Source organism: Rhizobacter terrae, from assembly GCF_003852895.1.
Lineage (GTDB): Bacteria > Pseudomonadota > Gammaproteobacteria > Burkholderiales > Burkholderiaceae_C > Albitalea > Albitalea terrae.
In genome coordinates, this window is record NZ_QUSW01000002.1 from 360,355 (window position 1) to 378,224 (window position 17,870).

A 17,870-nucleotide genomic window follows, 5' to 3' on the forward strand; every position below is an offset into this window, starting at 1 on the left:
TGGGTATCTCAGGCGGAAGTACGCAAAGCCGCGGCATCCCACAGCAGCAGGCGCCAGTCGTCTTCGGTCAAGGGGTCGACGAACCTGCGCACGCGACCGGACCGCAGGTCGCTGAGCCGGCGGTGGTCGCCCGCTCGGGCCGGTTCGAGGCGGATGCGGATGATCTGCGTGGGCAGCGGCACCTGCGCGCTGACGCCGTTTTCCAGCGGCACGATGCGCACCGCCAGCGGAATGGGCCGACCGTCGCCGGCATGCCAGAGATGGATGCCGCATTCACCGCAGAGGGCATCGCTCAGCCCTGCACCTTCAAAGCAACGCATGCCGGGCCGGGGTGACGGCAGTTCGCTCACGTCGAGCTGCGACAGCAACGCGTCGTAGTCGCGCCATGCGGTCTCGACCAGCGCGCCACCGGAGCCCGATTGGAGCGCAACGATCTCGACGCCGACCTTCTCGATGCCACGCCGTTCCAGGCTGCGCGTGCGACGCCACAGCAGGCTCAGCTCGAACTGCCAGCGCACCAGTTCGGTGTCGGTGCCGCGCACGGGTTCCGAGGCCGCATGCATCTGTTCAAAGAACTCGTGCATGTCGCTCCACGCATTGAGCATGTCCGTCGGCTGGCGTCCCCACTCGCGCCACTCCCTTGCACGATGCAGATTCGGCTTGAACGCCCGCACCGAACTGCCGCGGCGTTCCGCAAGGTCCCAGCAGCGGCGCTCCAGCACTTCGCGCAAGGGATCGAGCCGGACCTGCAGCGCCCGCAGCGCCAGGGCCACCGGTTCATCGCCGGTGCCATCGAGCATGGCGCGCAAGGCATCGCGCAGCGACTGCGCATCGGCAAGCAGCGCCCGGTATCCCTGCGCCGCCGAGGAATCCTCCGGCAGCGCGACGCTGCACTTGGGGGCGTAGCTCAGCAAGGTGGCCTCGGTGCGAAGCACGCCTTGCTCGAACGACACATCGAGCAGCATCGGCTGCCCGGCCGGCGAGGACGCCAGCCGCTGCGCGATCGGCGCCGTCAGTGCGCGCTCGATGCCGCGCTTGAGCGCCCGTGCGCCCATGGCTTCATCATGGCCGAGCTCGGCCAGATGGTCGAGCGCCCGCGCCGACACGTTGAGGAAGGTCAGCCGCCGCACGAACCCATCGCGCGCCAGCACGCGTTCAAGTTGCAGCCGCGCGATGGACGCGATGTGCTCCGCCCCGAGCGAGGTGAAGGTCACCACCTGGTCGATGCGGTTGAGAAACTCCGGCCGGAAGAAACGCTCCACCGCCTCGCGGTAGGTGTGGGTGACGTCGGCTGCCTGATGCGTGAAACCCGTGCGGCGATGCGCGGCGGCAGCACCCAGGTTGGACGTGAGGATGACCACGCACTGCGAAAAGTCCGTCGTGCGACCCAGCGCGTCCGTCAGGCGCCCTTCGCCCAGCAACTGCAGCAGCAGGTCGTGCACGGCCGGATGCGCCTTCTCGATCTCATCGAGCAGCAGCACGCAGGCGCGCCGCTGCCGCACGGCCGAGGTGAGCTGGCCCTCGGTGCGCACCGCGTCGCCGATGAGGCGGTCGGGGGCGCCGGCGTCCACGTACTCGTTCATGTCGAAGCGCACGAGCCCACCTTCGTCTTCGAACAGGTAGTCCGCCAGCAGCTTGGCTGCCTCGCTCTTGCCCACGCCGGTGGGGCCGATGAACAGCATCGACGACAAGGGCTTGCCGGGCGCGGCGAGGCCGGACTTCACCAACGCCACCACGTCCACCAGCCGTGCACGCGCATCGTCCTGCCCGATCAGCCGCGCGTCGAAGTGCGCTGCCGCGTCGGCTGGCGCCAGGCCGACATGGCGTGAGAACAGCTTCTCGCGGAAATGGAAGGCCGCGATGTAGGCCGCCATCACTTCGTTGCGGCCGATCGTCTGCTTCGCATGCCGAAGCGCCAGCCGGTCAAGCACGCGCAGGGCGGAGCCGGGCAGCACCTCGTCGGAGGCGAAGCGGCGGTCCAGCTTCAGCAGCTCGGCCATGGCGGCGGACTCGATGGTGCAGCCGTGCTGCTGCTCCAGTTCGGCACGACGCCATCCGATGACGCGCACGGCGGTTGCACGCGGTGGTGCATCGACGCGGATCACGCGGAACAGGTCGGCGAAGCGGCGATCGCGCTGCTGCACCTTCTGCCAGGCTTCGGGCGTGGCCTCGCCGATCATGGTGAAGGCACGCTTTTCCAGCAGCGGCCGCAGCACGTCCGCCAGGGTCAGCGTGTTCTGCGAACTCTTGCCCACCGAGGTCAGCGCGACGAGGTTGTCGCAGTACAGGTGATCGGGCTCGCCGATGGCCCAGGTCTGGCGCAGGCGCGACTGCAGGTGGTCCAGCACCACGGCCATCCGGCGTTGCCACTGGCCGATGACGCTCATGCCGGAGATGACGCGCAGCGGGTCCAGCTGCCAGATCTTCTGCAGCTTGCTGCGGTCGTGGCCGGGCCTCAGGTCGATGTAGCGGCGCAAGGCCGCATGCACCAGTGCCGTCTTGCCCGCACCACGCGGCCCGACCAGGACGATGGCGCCGGCATCGGCCCTGTAGATGGACTGCCGGACTTCCTGCACCAGGTCTTCGCGCAGCATCGCTTCGGACAGGCCATGCGGGTACTGGTCGTTGAGGTCCACCGCCACGCGGACCATCTCCTGCGCCCCGTCCCCCACGTCGTCATCGCGCAATGCAGCGAACAAGCCCGCCCCGCTTTCGAAGGGGAAGCCCTCGGGCGCCAGGTGCATGGACAGCTCCAGCTCGCCCAGTTCGTCATTGGCCGCGGCGAGGTAGCGGTTCGGATCGAAGGACTCGCCCTGTTCCTTGCGCTGCTCGCGGAAGTAGTGCTGGATGGCGGCCATGAGCCGCTCGTCGCGCTCGGCCTTGTCCAGGTGGCTCTCGCCCAGGTCGGCAACGATGCCGTCCAGCTGCGGCAGGCAGGCATAGCGCCGATCGGCGACCGTGAAGTGCGCCGTGGCGAACAAGCCCTCGACCCAGCGACGGCCGCTGTCGAAGGCCAGCGGCGCCAGCTCGAAGCGCAGCTCGTGGCCGAAGCCCAGCCACAGCCGCTCGTCCAGCGTGGAGCGGTCGATCTTCGTGCCCTGGAAGTAGCGGACCACCGTCCGTCGCAACGCACCCAGCGCGGCCTCATAGCGCGTGGCCGTCGCGTCGATGTGCGGCAGGAACAGGCAGCGCAGGCGGTAGCCGGTGTCCTTGCGGTGAGCCACGAAGACGGGAATGCGCAACACGCTGGCTTCCATCACACGTCCTCCCCGAGCAGCATGCGGCTCATCAGTGCCTCGAACTGCCGGTCGAGCCGCTGCTTCCAGGCGACCGTGTCCGGGAAAGGACAGTGCCAGTCGGCATGCGGGTCGGTGAGCTGGCTGTGCTTGACCTGGCGGTGCACGGCCATGCTGTCGAAGAAGTGCTGCCGATGCACGTTGTCAGGCGTGCGGAAGCTGCCGAGCTCGACGCCGCGCACCGCCACCCACGCATCCAGCTTGCGCTCTTCATCGAAAAGGCGCCACATGCCGCTCTCAAGCCGGAAGTAGTCATACACCGCAGCTCCGCGCATCTCGATCTCGAAACCGACGATGGGACTTTGCCGTCCGTCAACCTGGGGCCAGGGGAACTTGAGGTAGGCACTGGGCGGCGGCTCGCCTTCCTCCACGGCCTTCTTCGGCGGATCGTCGCCCATGCGGACCACCTGGGTCCTGACGGTGAATCCGGCTCGCCGAGCCACTTCACACCATTCGTCGCGCAGCATGCCGATCAGGCGCGGCGATGCATACACGCCGACGGTGCACACGCCACTGTCAGGCCGCATCACATGGAAGGCCCGCTGCATGAAGGCCAGGAAGCGAGAGCGCCACGCGGCCACGTCGGGAACATCGGCGCTCTCGCCCGCCAGCACCAGCAGCGCCTGCCCTTCCAGTTCGATGACCTCGCCGAAGAGCGTCTTCGACTCGGCCTGCACCGTGGCGAGATCACGCATGCGCTGGGCCTGTTCGGTCACGTCCCAGTGCGGCATGGCCGGGTTCCTGCGGCGCTTCTTCTCGTGGCGCAGGCGCTCCTTGTCCAGCCTGAAGAGCTGGTTCACCAGGTTCACGAACAAGGGCCCCTCGGTGACCTTCTGCCAATGGCGCCTCGCATCGGCCAGGACATCGGCCGCCAGCAGCGGTGCAGTGTCGACGGCCTGCTGCCGCGGCGTCGCCTTGATGGTGATGGCCGCCCCGCCCTCTGCGTCCACCCGCACCGCCAGAGGCGCCACGTGCGCATGCGGCGCGAGCGCATGGGCCAGCGGCAGCACGAGCTGGCGGCGCATCACCCGCTGCACGTCGCGCGCGCCGTAGCGCGGGTCGCCCGGAAGCCGGGCCAGGCATGGCGCCACCTCCGGCGTCACATCGAGCTGCGCGTTGCGCTCCAGCAGGCCATCGCGCTGGCGCATGAGGGCCATCTCGCGCTCGAAGATCGGCGCGCGCTCCACCGCAGTGAGCGCAGCGAAGGGCACGATGTGGTCGATGCGGTTGTACAGCTCCGGGCGGAAGGCCTCCTGCACCGCGTGCTCGAAGTGGCGCCGCGGGTCGTCGCGTCCGGCCACCATGCCGATGGGCGCGCGCTGCATTGCCTGCGCGCCGAGGTTCGACGTCATCACGACAAAGGTGCCGCAGAAGTTCGCGGTCAAGCCACCACCACTCGTGAGCCGCCCTTCGCCCAGCACCTGCAGCAGCAGGTCGAAGAAGCTGGGATGCGCCTTCTCCAGTTCGTCGAAGAGCACCACCGAGAAGGGCTGGCGCCGCACGGCGCCGATGAGCACGCCCTCCTCCTGGCCCAGGTCGCCCAGCAGGCGCAGCACGGCGGCCGGGTCGGCGTATTCGCTCATGTCGAAGCGCACCATGCGCCGCGGGTCACCGAACATGAATTCCGCCAGCGCCTTGGCCGTCTCGGTCTTGCCCACGCCGGTGGGGCCGATGAGCAGCATCGAAGCGATGGGCTTGCCCGTGCGCGCCATGCCCGTCTTCGTGGCGGCCAACAGGCCCACCACCACGTCCAGAGCGTCGGCCTGGCCGAACAGGCGTCGGCGGAAGAAGGCGTCCACGTCTGGCAGGTGCAGCGGCAAGCGCGGGTCCAGCATGCGGCGCGGCATGCCGGTCTCGGCGCAGAAGGCATCGATGGCCTCATCGCGCCCCAGGGCGTTCACGCGGCCTCGCACATGCAGCACCAGTTCCTCGAAGAAGCGGATGCTCTTGCCAGGGAAGCCGGAGTACGGCGAGAAGCGCCGCTGCAGCGCGACGACCTCGGCCACCGCGGAAGACGGCACCTCGACGCCCTGCTCCGATGCGAGCGCAGCCACCGCATCGACGATCACGCGTTCTTGCTGCGCCTCGGCCAGCTCGGGCATGCGCACCAGCTGGAACAAGGCGCCGAAGCCGGGGCTGCGCAGCTCGATGCGCGACAACTCTTCCGGCGTGGCCTCGGCCAGCAGCATGAGCCGGCCACGTGCCAGCGGTTCGCGCAAGGCCTCGCCCAGGCTCACTGCATTGCCCTGGTACTGCCCGACCTCGAACAGCTCGGCCAGGTGGCCCACGTACAGCATCATGTCGCGCTTGACCAGCTCGCCCCACAGCACCGCCAGCGCATGCTGCCAGCCGCCGTCGCGGGTCAGGCCCTGGATCAACCGCGCCGCCGTCGTCTCCCAGGGCAGCGGCCTGCCGCGGCGGCGCAGCTCGCGAACGTACTGGTGAATGAGCGCCGTCTTGCCGGTGCCTTCCGCGCCCACGACGAGCACGCTGCGCGCAAAGCGGCCTTCCACCGCGCGGGCCAGGGCAGTGACCGTCTCGCCCAGCCCGATGGCCGGACGGCGGCCAGGATTCATCTCCTCGCCGATCTGCCGCAGCAAGGGCTCGGCGCGCTGCTCCTGCAACTGGCGCAGGGCTTCGGCGCCGTGGAACTCCAGTTCCAGCGGCACCTCATGAAGCTCGACCTGCTCGAACCACTGGGCCGCCACCTGCTTGCGGACATCGGCCTGCCGGCCTGATCGGCGATGCTCCAGCACGATCGCCTCGGCCACCGCCTCCTTCAGGCGCTCGGGCTCGGCCAGCGCCACGACACCGACAGCCGGCACCACGCCGATGCAGCGCGGCGCGCTCTCCGCCGGCGAGAGGAAAGCCACATGCCGCACGCGCCGCGCTGGCTGCGCCAGCGGATCGGGCCCCGCCGGAAGATCGACCTCGATCTCATGCCGCTCCAGCGGCCACGGCGCCGTCAGCCGCACGGCATCGAGGTAGCGCCCCTCGTTGATGAGGTGCTCCTGCACGGCCTTCGACATCTTGCGCGCCATGCCGCGCGCATTCGTGCCGATCCATGCCATCTCCGGGCAGGCGATGGGCGTGACGACCGTCTCGCCCGAGCCGGTCGTGAGTTCGAAGAACGCCAGCGAGGCGTCGTGGGTGGATGCCATGGGCCGGGGCTACGCGAGGACGCGCGCTCCCTGGCTTGAATCGATGAGTGGGCTGGTCATGTCCCCTGCTGCTCCCGTTTTTCGCGATTGTGGCGCGAGTTTCAGGGCCGCAAGAAAAAGGCCGCCCACCAGGGCGGCCCTTGCCGGATCAAACCTGCGCCTTAAGGTTTCGCCGGCGGCCAGGCCATGTCCGCGATGCCGCAGTTGATGGCCTTGCCGGGCACCATCGCCTGCTGCCGCAAGGCCTCGCCCGCTGCGGTGGTGTTCGGGATGAAGAAGCAGGTGTAGTTGTCGAAGAAGTGATCGGACACGAAGTCCAGGTCCTTCGTCAGGCCGGTGTAGTACCCGTACTGGACCTTGACCTTCTTCTTCTGGACATCCTTCGGATTGAGCGCAATGAAGCTGTTCATCAAGGCCACGCCGAAGTCGGGGTTGTGCACGTCCAGGCAGCCCGTGCCGTCCATCTGCGGATAGCGCTTCACGAAGTTCTTCTCGTAGCAAATACCGTCCTTCATCACGTCCTGGCCTGGGTCCGCCACGCGGCTGCCAAGGAGCTTGATGGTCGCGTTGTCAGCCTCGTAGATGGGCTGACGCTCGTAGCGAAGCCAGAACGGAGGATCGTTCAGGTCCAGCTCATGCAGGGCGCTGCCCGGATTGACGAAATGCGGGTCGGCGCCATCCAGGTAGGCGTGGTAGTCGAAGACAGGCGGGTAGTCGGGCGGGATCGGCGTGGTCGTCGTCGGCTCGATGAACAGGTCGCGAAGTTCATCGTGTTCGTACGTGGTCTGCGCCTGGACCGCGAAGACGGCATTCACCCGCGACGACTGTGAATGCCAGTCGGGGGCGGTCGGGTTGCCCAGGTCATTCATGAACGCCGTCAACAGCGCCAGCGTGCCGCGCGACTGCCCGGCCAGGAAGATGTTGTCCTTGTCCACGCCCATGTCGTCGGCATGCGCACGCACCCACTGCACGGCGTTGGCAATGTCGGTGTTCGGGATGTCGAGTTGGACGCCGGTCGAGGTCTGGCTGGCGCGAGGATGGCGGAACTGGATGGACATGAGCGCGTAGCCGCTCTGGATGGCGGGCTGCAGCAGCCTGTTGGCATAGGGGCAGCTTGCATCGGCCGCGCAGCTGTCGCGCATCAGCACCTGCGACGGCCCGGTCGGATGCGACCAGATGATCAGCGGCACCTTCTGGCCAGGATTCCAGTCCTTGTTGCGGTAGAACTCGAAGGCCTGGAAGTAGTCGTCATCCTTCTTCGCCAGATAGTTGTACTCCCGCCAGTGCGTGCCATCGGCGTAGCACAGGTTGGCCGCACGCACGAGGGCGTCATATTTCCCTGGTGCCGGAGAGAAGTATTGGGAGAACGGCTTGGTGACGGTCGTGCACGGTGCATCGGCCCAGGCCGGCGACGCCGCAAAACCCGCAGCGGCGGCAGCCGCGGCCAGGACACGCGAAACGCGCCCCCGCCCACGCAATGGGTGGATCATGAAAGCCTCCTTGTGGTGATGTAGTAGGGAGGCCCATGCTGGGAGCGGTTTATTGCCGGCGTGTTTCCAATCTTCGGCAGTCAGGTTTCTGGCTTCGTGGGTCAGTGGATGCGTTGAGCCTCACTGCTCCGGCGCCGGGTCCCTCACCAGCAGCACCGGCACCGGGCATTCGCGCACGACCAGTTCCGCATCGCTGCCCATGGCCACGCGCTTGAGGCCGCGGCGGCCATGCGTGCCCATGACCACGAGGCCGGCATCGCAGTCCTGCGCCTCGTTGACGATGAGATCGCACACACGGCAGCGCGGGTCGCACCGCACCGCCGTGTCGGAGGCGACGCCCTTGGCACGTGCGCGGTCGTGCGCATCGGCCACCAGGCGCTCGCCATCCTTGCGCCAGTCATCCAGCAACTGGTCGGGCGGCATGTAGACCGAGGCAGTGCCGATGAGCAGGCGCGCATCGACCACGAAAAGAATCCGCAGGCTCGACCCCAGGCGCGAGGCGAGCGCGATGGCCTCATCCAGGCCGCGTTGCGAGGTCGGGCTGCCGTCGATGGGCACGAGAATCCTGGAATACATGGTGGAGGCTCCGGCAAGAACGAATGGTCGTCCGCAGCCAGTGTGGAACCCCTTGCCACGCCAAGGCTTGCGCGAGATCAAGGCGCCGGCCGTCCCGGTGGATATCGTGCCTTCATGGGATGCCTGAGCCTGCTGGTCCACCTTGACCACGACCCGCATTGCGATGCACGCGTCGCCCTGGCCGCACGCTTGGCCGCGCGGCTGGATGCCCACGTGGTGGGCCTGGCCACCGTGGGCACGCTGGAACTGGACGGCCCCTTCGCCGCCTCGCGCGCGGTGCACGACGCGGCGACCGCACGCGACGCTGCTGCGATTCGTGCCGCGCACAGCATCGACCGGTTCCAGACACTGTGTCGCTCCCAGCACGTCGCCTCCTTTGACGCCGAGGCTGTCGAAGGCGATTCGGCACAGGCACTGTTGCACCACGCCCATACCGCCGACCTCACCGTCATCAGCCAGGCCCGGCACCTGCGCGATGAGCGGCACTTCGTGGAACGGGTGCTGATGCACAACGCCCGCCCCACGCTGGTGGTGCCACGCGACTGCCCACCCGAGGGCAGCGCCCGGCGCATCCTCATTGCCTGGGACGACAGCGCCGGCTGCGCCCGTGCGGTGGCCGACGCCATGCCCTGGCTGCAGGCGGCCGACGAGGTGGCGCTGCGCATCTGGCGCCGCAGCGGCGAGCCGGGCGAGGCGGCCATCCGCCACCGGCTGGAAGGCGTGGCGGCCTGGCTGGCGCGGCGCGGCGTGAAGACACAGGCACGCGTTGCCGAGGCCACACACGCGATCGGCGCGGAGATCCTCGCCGCGGCGGCGCGGCTGCACTCCGAGCTGGTCGTGATGGGCACCTATGGCCACTCGCGCTGGACGGAGCGCATCGTGGGAGGTGCCACGCGCACCGCCTTGTCACACGCCAAAGTCCCATTGCTCATGTCGCACTGACCTTCCCGCCTGCCGCCAGGGAATGGTGCGGCGGCAGCTCCTCGAAGCTGCTAACCTCTCGGGCAAACCCACACCCTGCCCCGCACACGTGCGATGACTCCTCAGCACATTGCCGTTCTCGACGACGAAACCGACATCACCCAGCTGCTCGCCGGCTACCTGCAAAGCCACGGCTTCCGGGTGAGCCAGCTCCATTCAGGCCCCTCGCTGATGCAGCTCATGGCCGCCGACACGCCGGCGCTGGTACTGCTGGACCTGGGCCTGCCCGGCGAGGACGGCTTTGCGATCGCCCGGCAGCTGCGCGAACACTGGCAATGCGGGCTGGTGATCGTCACCGGCCGCGGCGATGCGGTCGACAAGGTCGTGGGCCTGGAGGTCGGTGCCGACGACTACGTCACCAAGCCCTTCGACCTGCGCGAGCTGCTGGCGCGCATCAAGGCGGTGATGCGTCGGATGGCCCCGGCGTCCGCGCCTGCCGCGGCGACGCCGTCAGCCCCCGCGGCCGAGTCGACGCGCCTGACCTTCTCGGGCTGGACGCTGGACACCGGCAGCCGCAATCTCGCCAATCCCCAAGGCGCTGACGTGCCGCTCACCAGCGGCGAATACGACCTGCTGCACGCCTTCGTCCGCCACCCCGGCCGCGTGCTGTCGCGCGACTTCCTGCTGGAGCAGACGCGGGGCCGCGAGGCCGGCCCCTTCGACCGCACGATCGACGTGCAGGTGGGCCGGCTGCGCAAGAAGCTGGACGACGACGCGGACAATCCGCAGGTCATCAAGTCCGTGCGCGGAGCGGGCTACATCTTCCTGCCGCCGGTCACGGCCGGCTGAAGCGGCAATGACCACGCCGCCCGCACCACCACCGCTGCCGTCGGACCTCGACGAGAGCACCGTATTTCGCGCGCTGTTCGCCGCGTCGCCCGATGCGTTGCTGCTGGTGGACCAGGCCGGCACCATCCGGCTGGCCAACCCCACGGCCGCCAAGCTGCTGGGCTATGCCCAGGAGGAGCTCAGCGGCCTCAGCGTTGAAGACCTGGTGCCCGACAGCATCCGCCCGCGCCACGCCGCCTACCGCGAAGCCTACAGCCGCGCACCGCGCTCGCGGCCCATGGGCACGCAGATGGAACTGGTGGCCAAGCGGCGCGACGGCACCGAGGTGATGGTCGAGATCGCCCTCAGCCCCTTGCAGAACCACGGCCTGCCCTTCGTGCTCGCGGCCATCCGCGACATCGGCGCCTATCCACGCGTCAAGCAGGCGCTCAAGCGTGCGCGCTACAGCGAGCACCTGGCACAGCTGGGCCGCCTGGCCGTGGATGCCCGCGACCCGCAGGTGGTGCTGGACCATGCACCGGCCATCGCGGCCCAGGCGCTGGAGGTGGAGCTCGCCGTCGTCTTCCTTCTCGACGGCGACCGCCAGAACTTTCGCGTTGCCAGCGGCGTGGGCCTGGTGCCCGGCGAAGGCATCGGCACGCAGATTCCCAACCGGCCGGACACGCCGCCGGGCTTCGTCGTCGCGCAGAACAAGCCGGTGGTGGTCACGGACTACGCCAGCGAATCGCGCTACGGCATTCCACCAGCCTACGTCGAGTCGGGCCTGGTGAGTGCACTGGCCGTGCCCTTGACCGAACGTGGCCGCGCCATCGGTGCACTGGCCGTGCGCTCCACCACCGCGCAGCGCTTCGGCGACGACGAGCTGCGCTTCCTCGAATCGGTGGCCAACCTGCTGGGCACCAGCCTGCAACGTGCGCAAACCGAAGAGGCGCTGCAGCATGCACAGCGGCTGGAGAGCGTCGGCCAGCTCACGGGCGGCATCGCCCACGACTTCAACAACCTGCTCACCGTCATCCAGGGCAACCTGCAGGTGATGGAAGAGTTGCCTGCCCTGGGGGCGGATGCCTACGGCCAGCAACTCGTGGCGGCTGCCATGCGCGCCACGCGCCGCGCGGCCGAACTCACCGGCAAGCTGCTGGCCTTCTCGCGCCGGCAGGTGCTGCAGCCTGCGCCGGTGGACGTGAAGGCCATGCTGCAGTCACTGGCCGACATGCTCCGGCGCACGCTGGACCAGCGCATCCAAATCGAGGTGGATGTGCCCGAAGAGCCGCTGGCCGTGCTGGCCGACCCGGGCCAGCTGGAGTCGGCCCTGCTGAACATCGCCATCAACGCCCGCGACGCCATGCCCGGCGGCGGGCGGCTGCGGTTCCAGGGCCGCGTGCGCGCCACCCTGCCGGCGGACATGCGCAACGAGCTGGACGACCCGAGCGCCGCCGACGAGGCCTACGTGGCCATCGCCATCAGCGACAGCGGCACCGGCATGCCGGAGGAAGTGAAGGAGCGCGCGTTCGAGCCCTTCTTCACCACCAAGGAAGCGGGCCGCGGCACGGGCCTGGGGTTGAGCACGGTCTACGGCTTTGTGAAGCAGTCGCGCGGCGCCATCGCCATCGACAGCACGCCGGGCGCGGGTACGACCATCACGATGGTCATTCCGCGGCCCTGGGACAGCGCGGATGCATCGGACGACGATGACGATGCGGACCGCACCGTGCGCCCCGGCCTGAAGGTGCTGCTGGTGGAAGACGACGCCGAAGTGCGCAAGGTGGTGCACACCTTCCTCGCCGGCATGCAGTGCGACGTGACGGCCGCAGCCAGCGCGGAACAGGCGCTGCTGGTCCTCGGACCCGAGGCGAGGTTCGACCTGCTGCTGACCGACATCGCCCTGGGCCCCGGCATGCGCGGCACGCAACTGGCCGCGCAGGCGCAGCAGCGCTTTCCGCAGATGGCGGTGCTGCTGATGTCGGGCTTCTCCGCCGAGTTGCTCGATGCCGACCGCGAGTCGCCGCCGAGCTGGGAACTTCTGAGGAAGCCCTACACGCGCGCCGAGCTGGCCCAGGCGATCGCGAAGGTGACGGCGGCCTGATCGCCGGTCGGCAGCGGCTGGCCAGACCCGAACCGGACGATCGTCAACAGACCAGGCCCGCATCCACGCGGTAGCAGGCTCGGCCGGACTGCTTGGCGCTGTAGAGCATGCCGTCCGCCCGCGCCATCAACGCCGCAAGATCACCGCACTGTCCTCGCCACAAGGCGATGCCCAGGCTGGCGCCCACCCGCACCTGCAGCGGGCCGATGTCGAACGGCGCCAGGGCCACCGCGAGGATCTTGCCGGCCACTGTGCGGGCACTGGCCTCGTCACGCAACGCATCAAGGATGACCGCGAACTCATCGCCTCCCAGCCGGGCCAGGGCATCGCCCGGGCGCATGACCTCGCGCACCCGGCGGCAGAACTCCACCAGCAGTTGGTCGCCCACGGCATGTCCGTGTTCGTCATTGACGCCCTTGAAGCGGTCCAGATCCACATACACCAGCGCACGCAGCTCACCGTCGCCGCGCCGGGCCCTGTGCTCGAAGGCGTACTCGAGTCCCGCACGATTGAGCGCACCCGTCAAGGGATCGACGCGTGCCATCTCGCGCAGCCGGGCCTCTTCCTCGCGGTGCCCGGTCACGTCTTCAGCGATGCCGATGAATCCGTCCACCGTTCCGTCGGCCAGTTGCAACGGCGTGAAGCGGATCTGCAGGTGGCGCCAGCCCGAACGGGCGCCATCGCTGTAGTCCTTCTCGAACACCACCGGCTCCCCACCGAGTGCGCGGCGAGCCCAGGCCAGGCTGCGCTGGTATTCCAGCTCGCCCAGGACCTCCCGCATGCTGCGTCCGATGACGCCTTCGGCCGATGCGCCCTGCCAGCGCTCGAAAGCGGCATTGGCAAAGATGTAGCGCTCGTCCTTGTCGACCACGGCCACCAGCGCAGGCATGGCATCGGCCACGGCGCGCAGCATGGCCGCGCTGCGCGCCAGGGATCGCGTGGCCGCCTTTTCCTGGGTGATGTCGCGAAGAATGGCCGAGAAATGATCGACGCGGCCCGTCTTGTCGCGATGGACGATGAGCACATGGCTGCAGGTGAGTTCCCGGCCCTGGGCGTCGATCTTGGTGGTCTCGCCTGACCAGATGCCGTGCTCCAGTGCCAGGGGAAGGATTTCACGCTGATAGCGCTCCACCATCCGCGCCGGATTGAGCTGCTCGTAGGTCATTCGGGCGATGTCGGCGTCTGCGGCGATGCCGAATGTGCGCCGCGCCGACGGGTTCAGGTATTGCAGCCTGCCACGGGCATCGGCCTGGATCACGAAATCGGATGTGGCATCGAAGACGGCGCTCAAGGTCCTCAATGCCCGCTCACCCCGCGCCTGGTCCGTGATGTCCTTGACGGTGCCCACGTGGCCCATCACCACGCCATCCACGATCACGGGCGCGGTGTCCACCGCCACGAGCAGGTCCCGTCCATCGGCACTGCGCAGCCGTCTCACCGCACGCCAGGGCGACCTGGCCTGCACGATGGCCGACCACTCGGCCTGCGCCTTCTGGCGCACGGCTTCGGGCATCAGGCCCAGCCAGCCCCGTCTCGCCTGCGAGCGCTCCAGCCCGTGGATGCGCAGGTAGGCGTCGTTCACATAGACCAGCGCGCCCTCGCGATCGGTGCGGAACATGCCCAATGGCGACTCGTCGCTCACCGCTGCCAGTTCAGCCTGCCTCAGACGCGCCAGGCGCTGCGCCTTCGAGAACATCCACAAGGCCAGGAGCGCTGCGGCCGTGATGGCCAGGCAGCTTCCGATGACCAGCCGCCGCCGCTCGAAGTACGTGGACAGCGCTTCGTCATAGCCCTGCGTGACGCTCAAGGTCACGGGATGGCCGCGCACCTTGCGAAAGGCGCTGATCCGGCGGATCCCATCCAGCGTCGCCGTGCCGGTGACTTGCGTGCCTTCGTCCAGCGCCAGCAGCGCGCGCGCCTGCGGCCACCGATCGGTGATGTTGCTGCCCTCGAAACCGGGAAACACGGGCACGCGGCTGAGCACCACGCCATCGCTTCTGACCAGCGCGATCGACCCCGCGGAACCGGGCAGGAGCGATGCGTGCAAGAGCTTGAGACGATCAAGATCGATGAAGGCCGCAGCGCCTTGGTGTCCGACTCGCCGCACGACCGGCAGCACCCATTCGCCACGCAGGGACTGCCGCGGCTCGGCGATCAGCGTCTGCCCCTGCTCCGGCAGCGGCACGGGCTGCCCGAAGGTGAACCGGCCATCCGGCGGTTCATCACCCCAGGCAGCCGGATGGCCCCTGTCATCCAGCACACGCAGCGTCAGCAGGTGTTGATGAGATCCACTCAGTGTTGATGCCAGCATGGCCAGGCGCCGGTCATGCGACGGCGTGGCCTGCGGGTGGTCATTCACCCATTGCTCGATGGCCTTGAGGCCGACGCTGGCGTCATCCAGCAGCCCAACCGTCTGCTGTGCCAGTGCCCGGTTGACCAGGTCCAGCGACTTCTCGGATTCCTGCAGCAACCGGTGCTGCTGAATGGCCGTGAACCACAAGACGATGGCCCACATGAGGACCAGCACCATGCCCGTCGCCGCCATGGGGGCGAAGCGAAGCACGCGGTCGACACGTCGCAATCGATGGGGCATGGGGGCTGCTGTGTGGTGGCGCGTGGATTGGGACAGCGGCGGCTTTCCGAAGACTGACGCCGGCTCGCACAGCGCGCAATCGTGCGGCGTAAGTCACACGGCGATCGCCGTCGCAGCCGCTGGGCCGGCGGCATGCATGTCGTCCGTACCGACGTTCCCGGAGATCGAGCACGCCCCGCCAGCCAGGCGTTCAAGCAGATCCGGCGCTGGCATCGGCTTTCCGAACAGGTAGCCCTGAATTTCATCGCAGCCCTGGTCGAGCAGGTGCTGGTGTTGCTGGGGCGTCTCGACACCTTCGGCGATCACGCGCAAGTTCAGGCGGTGTGCCAGCGCGATCACGGCATCGGCCAGTGCACCGCCGTCGGGCTGCGTTCCGATGCGCCGGATGAACGACTGGTCGATCTTCAACGTATCAATGGGGAAGCGCTGCAGGTATCCCAGGCTGGAGTACCCGGTCCCGAAATCATCCAGGGAAAGCCGGATGCCCAGGGCCTTGAGTCGGGAAAGCAGGATTTCAGTCTTGTCGGGATCGTGCACCAGCATGCTTTCGGTGAGTTCCACTTCGATCAACGCCGCAGGCACGCGATGGCGGCGCATGGCCCCACGCAGCACGACATCCAGATCACCTTCAGCGAACTGCCTGGCCGACACGTTCACGGCCACGCGTGGAGGTTTCACGCCGGCGTCGAGCCAGGTACGGATCTGGCGACAAGCAGCCTCGATGACCCAGTTGCCGATGGCGACGATGAGCCCGCTGCGCTCGGCCAGTGGAATGAACTGTCCCGGTGACACCATGCCCGCGCCTCGGCGGTTCCACCGGAGCAAGGCCTCGACACCTGCCATGCGGCCCGTGCGGGCGTCGACCTGCGGCTGGTAGTGCAACACGAACTCGTCACGTTCCAGCGCGTGGCTGAGCGCGGCTTCCAGCTCCAGCTTCGCCTTGGCATCGGTGTTGAGGTCACGGGTATAGAAGCAGAAGCCATTGCGCCCTTCTTCCTTGGCACGGTACAACGCGGCGTCCGCATCGCGCAGCATTTCCATGGCATTGGCGCAGCCGTCGTCCGGGTACACGCTGATGCCGATGCTGGCCGTGACGTAGGCCTCGCTGCCGTTGCTCAGCGGCACCGGCCTTGCCACGGCCTGCAGCACGTCGCGCGCCACCACCGCCGCTTCACCCGGCTCGCTCAGGCCCTCGATCACCACGAGAAACTCGTCGCCCCCAAGGCGGCCCAATGTGTCCTCCTCGCGCAGCCGGGCGCGAAGCCGCTGGGCCAGGACACACAGCATTTCATCGCCCGCCGGATGGCCCAGGCTGTCGTTGATGGTCTTGAAGCCATCGATGTCGATGGACAGGATGGCCGTGCGGCTTTTCGCCCGGCGGCTGTGCTCCAGCGCATGTTCCAGGCGCAGGCCCACCAGGCTGCGGTTGGGCAGCCCCGTCAGTTCGTCGTAGTGGGCCAGGCGGTCCAGGCGGGCCTGGCTGCGCTTGAGGTCCGTGATGTCCCGGCTGATGCCAAACACGCCGATCACCGATCCGTCAGGACCACGCAACGGCGCCTTCACCGTGTGATAGCTGTGCAATTCGCCGTCGACCTTCAGTTGGTCCTCGCGCGACTGCGGCTGCCCCGTCGCCAGCACCTGCCGATCCGTCTCGACCATCAGGGCCGCGGGTTCGTGCGCAAACAAGGCAAAGTCGTCACGTCCGAGGAGGTCCTCGAGCGGACGCTTCAGCATCAAGCAGGCAAAGCGATTGAGATAGATGTAGCGGCCCTGCCGGTCCTTGGCATACACGGCATCGCTGGTGCCATTGGCAATCGCATCCAGCAGTCCCAGGGCCCGCAGTTTTTCTTCCTGCTCGGCACGCTCGCGGCGTTCGCTGCGCAGCTCGCGATGCTGAAGCACTGCCCTGGCGGCACCGCCGGCCAGCACCAGCGCAAACAGATCGGCCAGCGCGATCCAGGCTGCGTCGCCCCAGGTCGACGCGTAGACCGCGCCGCTGGCCACCGACACCCCCAGCATCCAGCCTGATTCAGGCAACTCGGCGGCCAGGCCCAGCATGGCCTCGCCGCTGGAGTCGGTGCCCTCGACCAGGCTGCGCGCCCCCTGGTCGCCGCGAGCCGCTGCCGCCAGCCAGTGAGACGACCGTGCCAGGGGCACCAGGCTCAGCTCCACCGCGGATCCATCACGCCTGGTGGCCTGCAGCGCGTGGACCGTGTCAGCATCGGCCCTGAACATCGTGAACCGCGCTTCGCCGCTGCTGCCCTGCCAGCTGTGCATCAGCCGCTCGATCGAGCGGCCTGCGTCGAATCTCATCACCAGCACGGGGACACCGGACAACACCTCGCCGGGAAGCGGCACCAGCATGTCCAGGAATGCGGTCGCAGGGCCTGCGGAGGTGGTCGACGCAAAGACGTCGCCGTGAACCGTCTGCATCTGCGTGACCGCCAGCGTCGCCAGCCCGGGCAGCTTCTCGTTGGGAACGACCGGTCCATCGGCGGCATGGATGAGTGGCCGGCCCTGCTGGTCGATCAGAAGAATGTCCGCACACTGCATCGTCTGGCGCAGCAGGCGAAGCCTGGCCTTCAACGCCACGCGCGCGCCGTCGCTGGGCGTTTGCACCCATTCCCGCAGTTGCAGCAGCAAATCCGCATCGGCGTGCAGTCCTTGCACGTCGTTGTGGCGCTCCTCCAGCCACAGGCGCCATCCCACTGTTTTCAGGCCGATGACCGCCCGCATCGCGTCGGCCTGCTGGGCACGCACGTCGCTCACCCGCCGCAGGACCCCAACCAGGCCGGCGGCCACGATGACGGCAGCCGGCACGCCAAACACCAGCAACACCACCAGGGATTCCCTGGGCGTGCGACCCCCTGGCGAGGGCGCTCCCTCCGACTGCATGGTGCC

9 protein-coding genes are annotated in these 17,870 nt (G+C 68.3%); 3 read left to right on the top strand and 6 right to left on the bottom strand.

The genetic code is table 11. The features are described from left to right. Positions 1 to 8 precede the first annotated feature (8 nt). The 4 genes from DZC73_RS08615 to DZC73_RS29650 form a co-directional block, all read right to left on the bottom strand. Positions 9 to 3,257: an AAA family ATPase gene (locus tag DZC73_RS08615; RefSeq protein ID WP_124539824.1), complete on the bottom strand. Its 3,249-nt coding sequence runs from the start codon at positions 3,255 to 3,257 to the stop codon at positions 9 to 11. After that, positions 3,257 to 6,457, bottom strand: coding sequence for an AAA family ATPase (locus DZC73_RS08620; protein ID WP_124539825.1), 3,201 nt, complete (start codon positions 6,455 to 6,457; stop codon positions 3,257 to 3,259). Before DZC73_RS08620 ends, DZC73_RS08615 begins: the two co-directional genes overlap by 1 nt. Before the next feature lie 161 nt (positions 6,458 to 6,618). Continuing rightward, positions 6,619 to 7,947 carry an alpha/beta hydrolase gene (locus DZC73_RS08625; protein ID WP_124539826.1) on the bottom strand — a complete coding sequence of 443 codons (1,329 nt, stop codon included), beginning with the start codon at positions 7,945 to 7,947 and terminating at the stop codon, positions 6,619 to 6,621. A gap of 120 nt (positions 7,948 to 8,067) precedes the next feature. Further along, positions 8,068 to 8,523 carry a universal stress protein gene (locus DZC73_RS29650; RefSeq protein ID WP_161974507.1) on the bottom strand — a complete coding sequence of 152 codons (456 nt, stop codon included), beginning with the start codon at positions 8,521 to 8,523 and terminating at the stop codon, positions 8,068 to 8,070. A gap of 114 nt (positions 8,524 to 8,637) precedes the next feature. Here DZC73_RS29650 and DZC73_RS08635 point away from each other — a divergent pair, with 114 nt between their 5' ends. The 3 genes from DZC73_RS08635 to DZC73_RS08645 all read left to right on the top strand — a co-directional run bounded on the left by DZC73_RS08635 (position 8,638) and on the right by DZC73_RS08645 (position 12,376). Further along, positions 8,638 to 9,465 carry a universal stress protein gene (locus tag DZC73_RS08635; protein WP_124539827.1) on the top strand — a complete coding sequence of 276 codons (828 nt, stop codon included), beginning with the start codon at positions 8,638 to 8,640 and terminating at the stop codon, positions 9,463 to 9,465. Positions 9,466 to 9,558: 93 nt separating this feature from the next. Next, entirely contained in the window at positions 9,559 to 10,293 is a 735-nt protein-coding gene (locus tag DZC73_RS08640; protein WP_124539828.1) for a winged helix-turn-helix domain-containing protein, read from the top strand. A 7-nt stretch (positions 10,294 to 10,300) separates the two neighbouring features. Continuing rightward, positions 10,301 to 12,376 carry a PAS domain S-box protein gene (locus DZC73_RS08645; RefSeq protein ID WP_124539829.1) on the top strand — a complete coding sequence of 692 codons (2,076 nt, stop codon included), beginning with the start codon at positions 10,301 to 10,303 and terminating at the stop codon, positions 12,374 to 12,376. A gap of 43 nt (positions 12,377 to 12,419) precedes the next feature. On the opposite strand, the gene DZC73_RS08650 is transcribed toward DZC73_RS08645, so the two are convergent. Both DZC73_RS08650 and DZC73_RS08655 read right to left on the bottom strand, forming a co-directional pair. Continuing rightward, positions 12,420 to 14,969, bottom strand: a complete 2,550-nt coding sequence (locus DZC73_RS08650) for a PAS domain S-box protein (RefSeq protein WP_124539830.1) — start codon at positions 14,967 to 14,969, stop codon at positions 12,420 to 12,422. A gap of 93 nt (positions 14,970 to 15,062) precedes the next feature. Continuing rightward, the gene (locus DZC73_RS08655) at positions 15,063 to 17,864 is read right to left on the bottom strand and encodes a putative bifunctional diguanylate cyclase/phosphodiesterase (RefSeq protein ID WP_124539831.1); all 2,802 of its coding nucleotides are present in this window, start codon (positions 17,862 to 17,864) and stop codon (positions 15,063 to 15,065) included. Positions 17,865 to 17,870: the final 6 nt, after the last annotated feature.

Excerpts from the sequence above, each read along its gene's own strand:
- DZC73_RS29650 (WP_161974507.1), bottom strand. The coding sequence starts at position 8,523 with ATGTATTCCAGGATTCTCGTGCCCATCGACGGCAGCCCGACCTCGCAA.
- DZC73_RS08655 (WP_124539831.1), bottom strand. The coding sequence starts at position 17,864 with ATGCAGTCGGAGGGAGCGCCCTCGCCAGGGGGTCGCACGCCCAGGGAA.
- DZC73_RS08620 (WP_124539825.1), bottom strand. The coding sequence starts at position 6,457 with ATGGCATCCACCCACGACGCCTCGCTGGCGTTCTTCGAACTCACGACC.
- DZC73_RS08635 (WP_124539827.1), top strand. The coding sequence starts at position 8,638 with ATGGGATGCCTGAGCCTGCTGGTCCACCTTGACCACGACCCGCATTGC.
- DZC73_RS08640 (WP_124539828.1), top strand. The coding sequence starts at position 9,559 with ATGACTCCTCAGCACATTGCCGTTCTCGACGACGAAACCGACATCACC.
- DZC73_RS08645 (WP_124539829.1), top strand. The coding sequence starts at position 10,301 with ATGACCACGCCGCCCGCACCACCACCGCTGCCGTCGGACCTCGACGAG.
- DZC73_RS08625 (WP_124539826.1), bottom strand. The coding sequence starts at position 7,947 with ATGATCCACCCATTGCGTGGGCGGGGGCGCGTTTCGCGTGTCCTGGCC.
- DZC73_RS08615 (WP_124539824.1), bottom strand. The coding sequence starts at position 3,257 with ATGGAAGCCAGCGTGTTGCGCATTCCCGTCTTCGTGGCTCACCGCAAG.
- DZC73_RS08650 (WP_124539830.1), bottom strand. The coding sequence starts at position 14,969 with ATGCCCCATCGATTGCGACGTGTCGACCGCGTGCTTCGCTTCGCCCCC.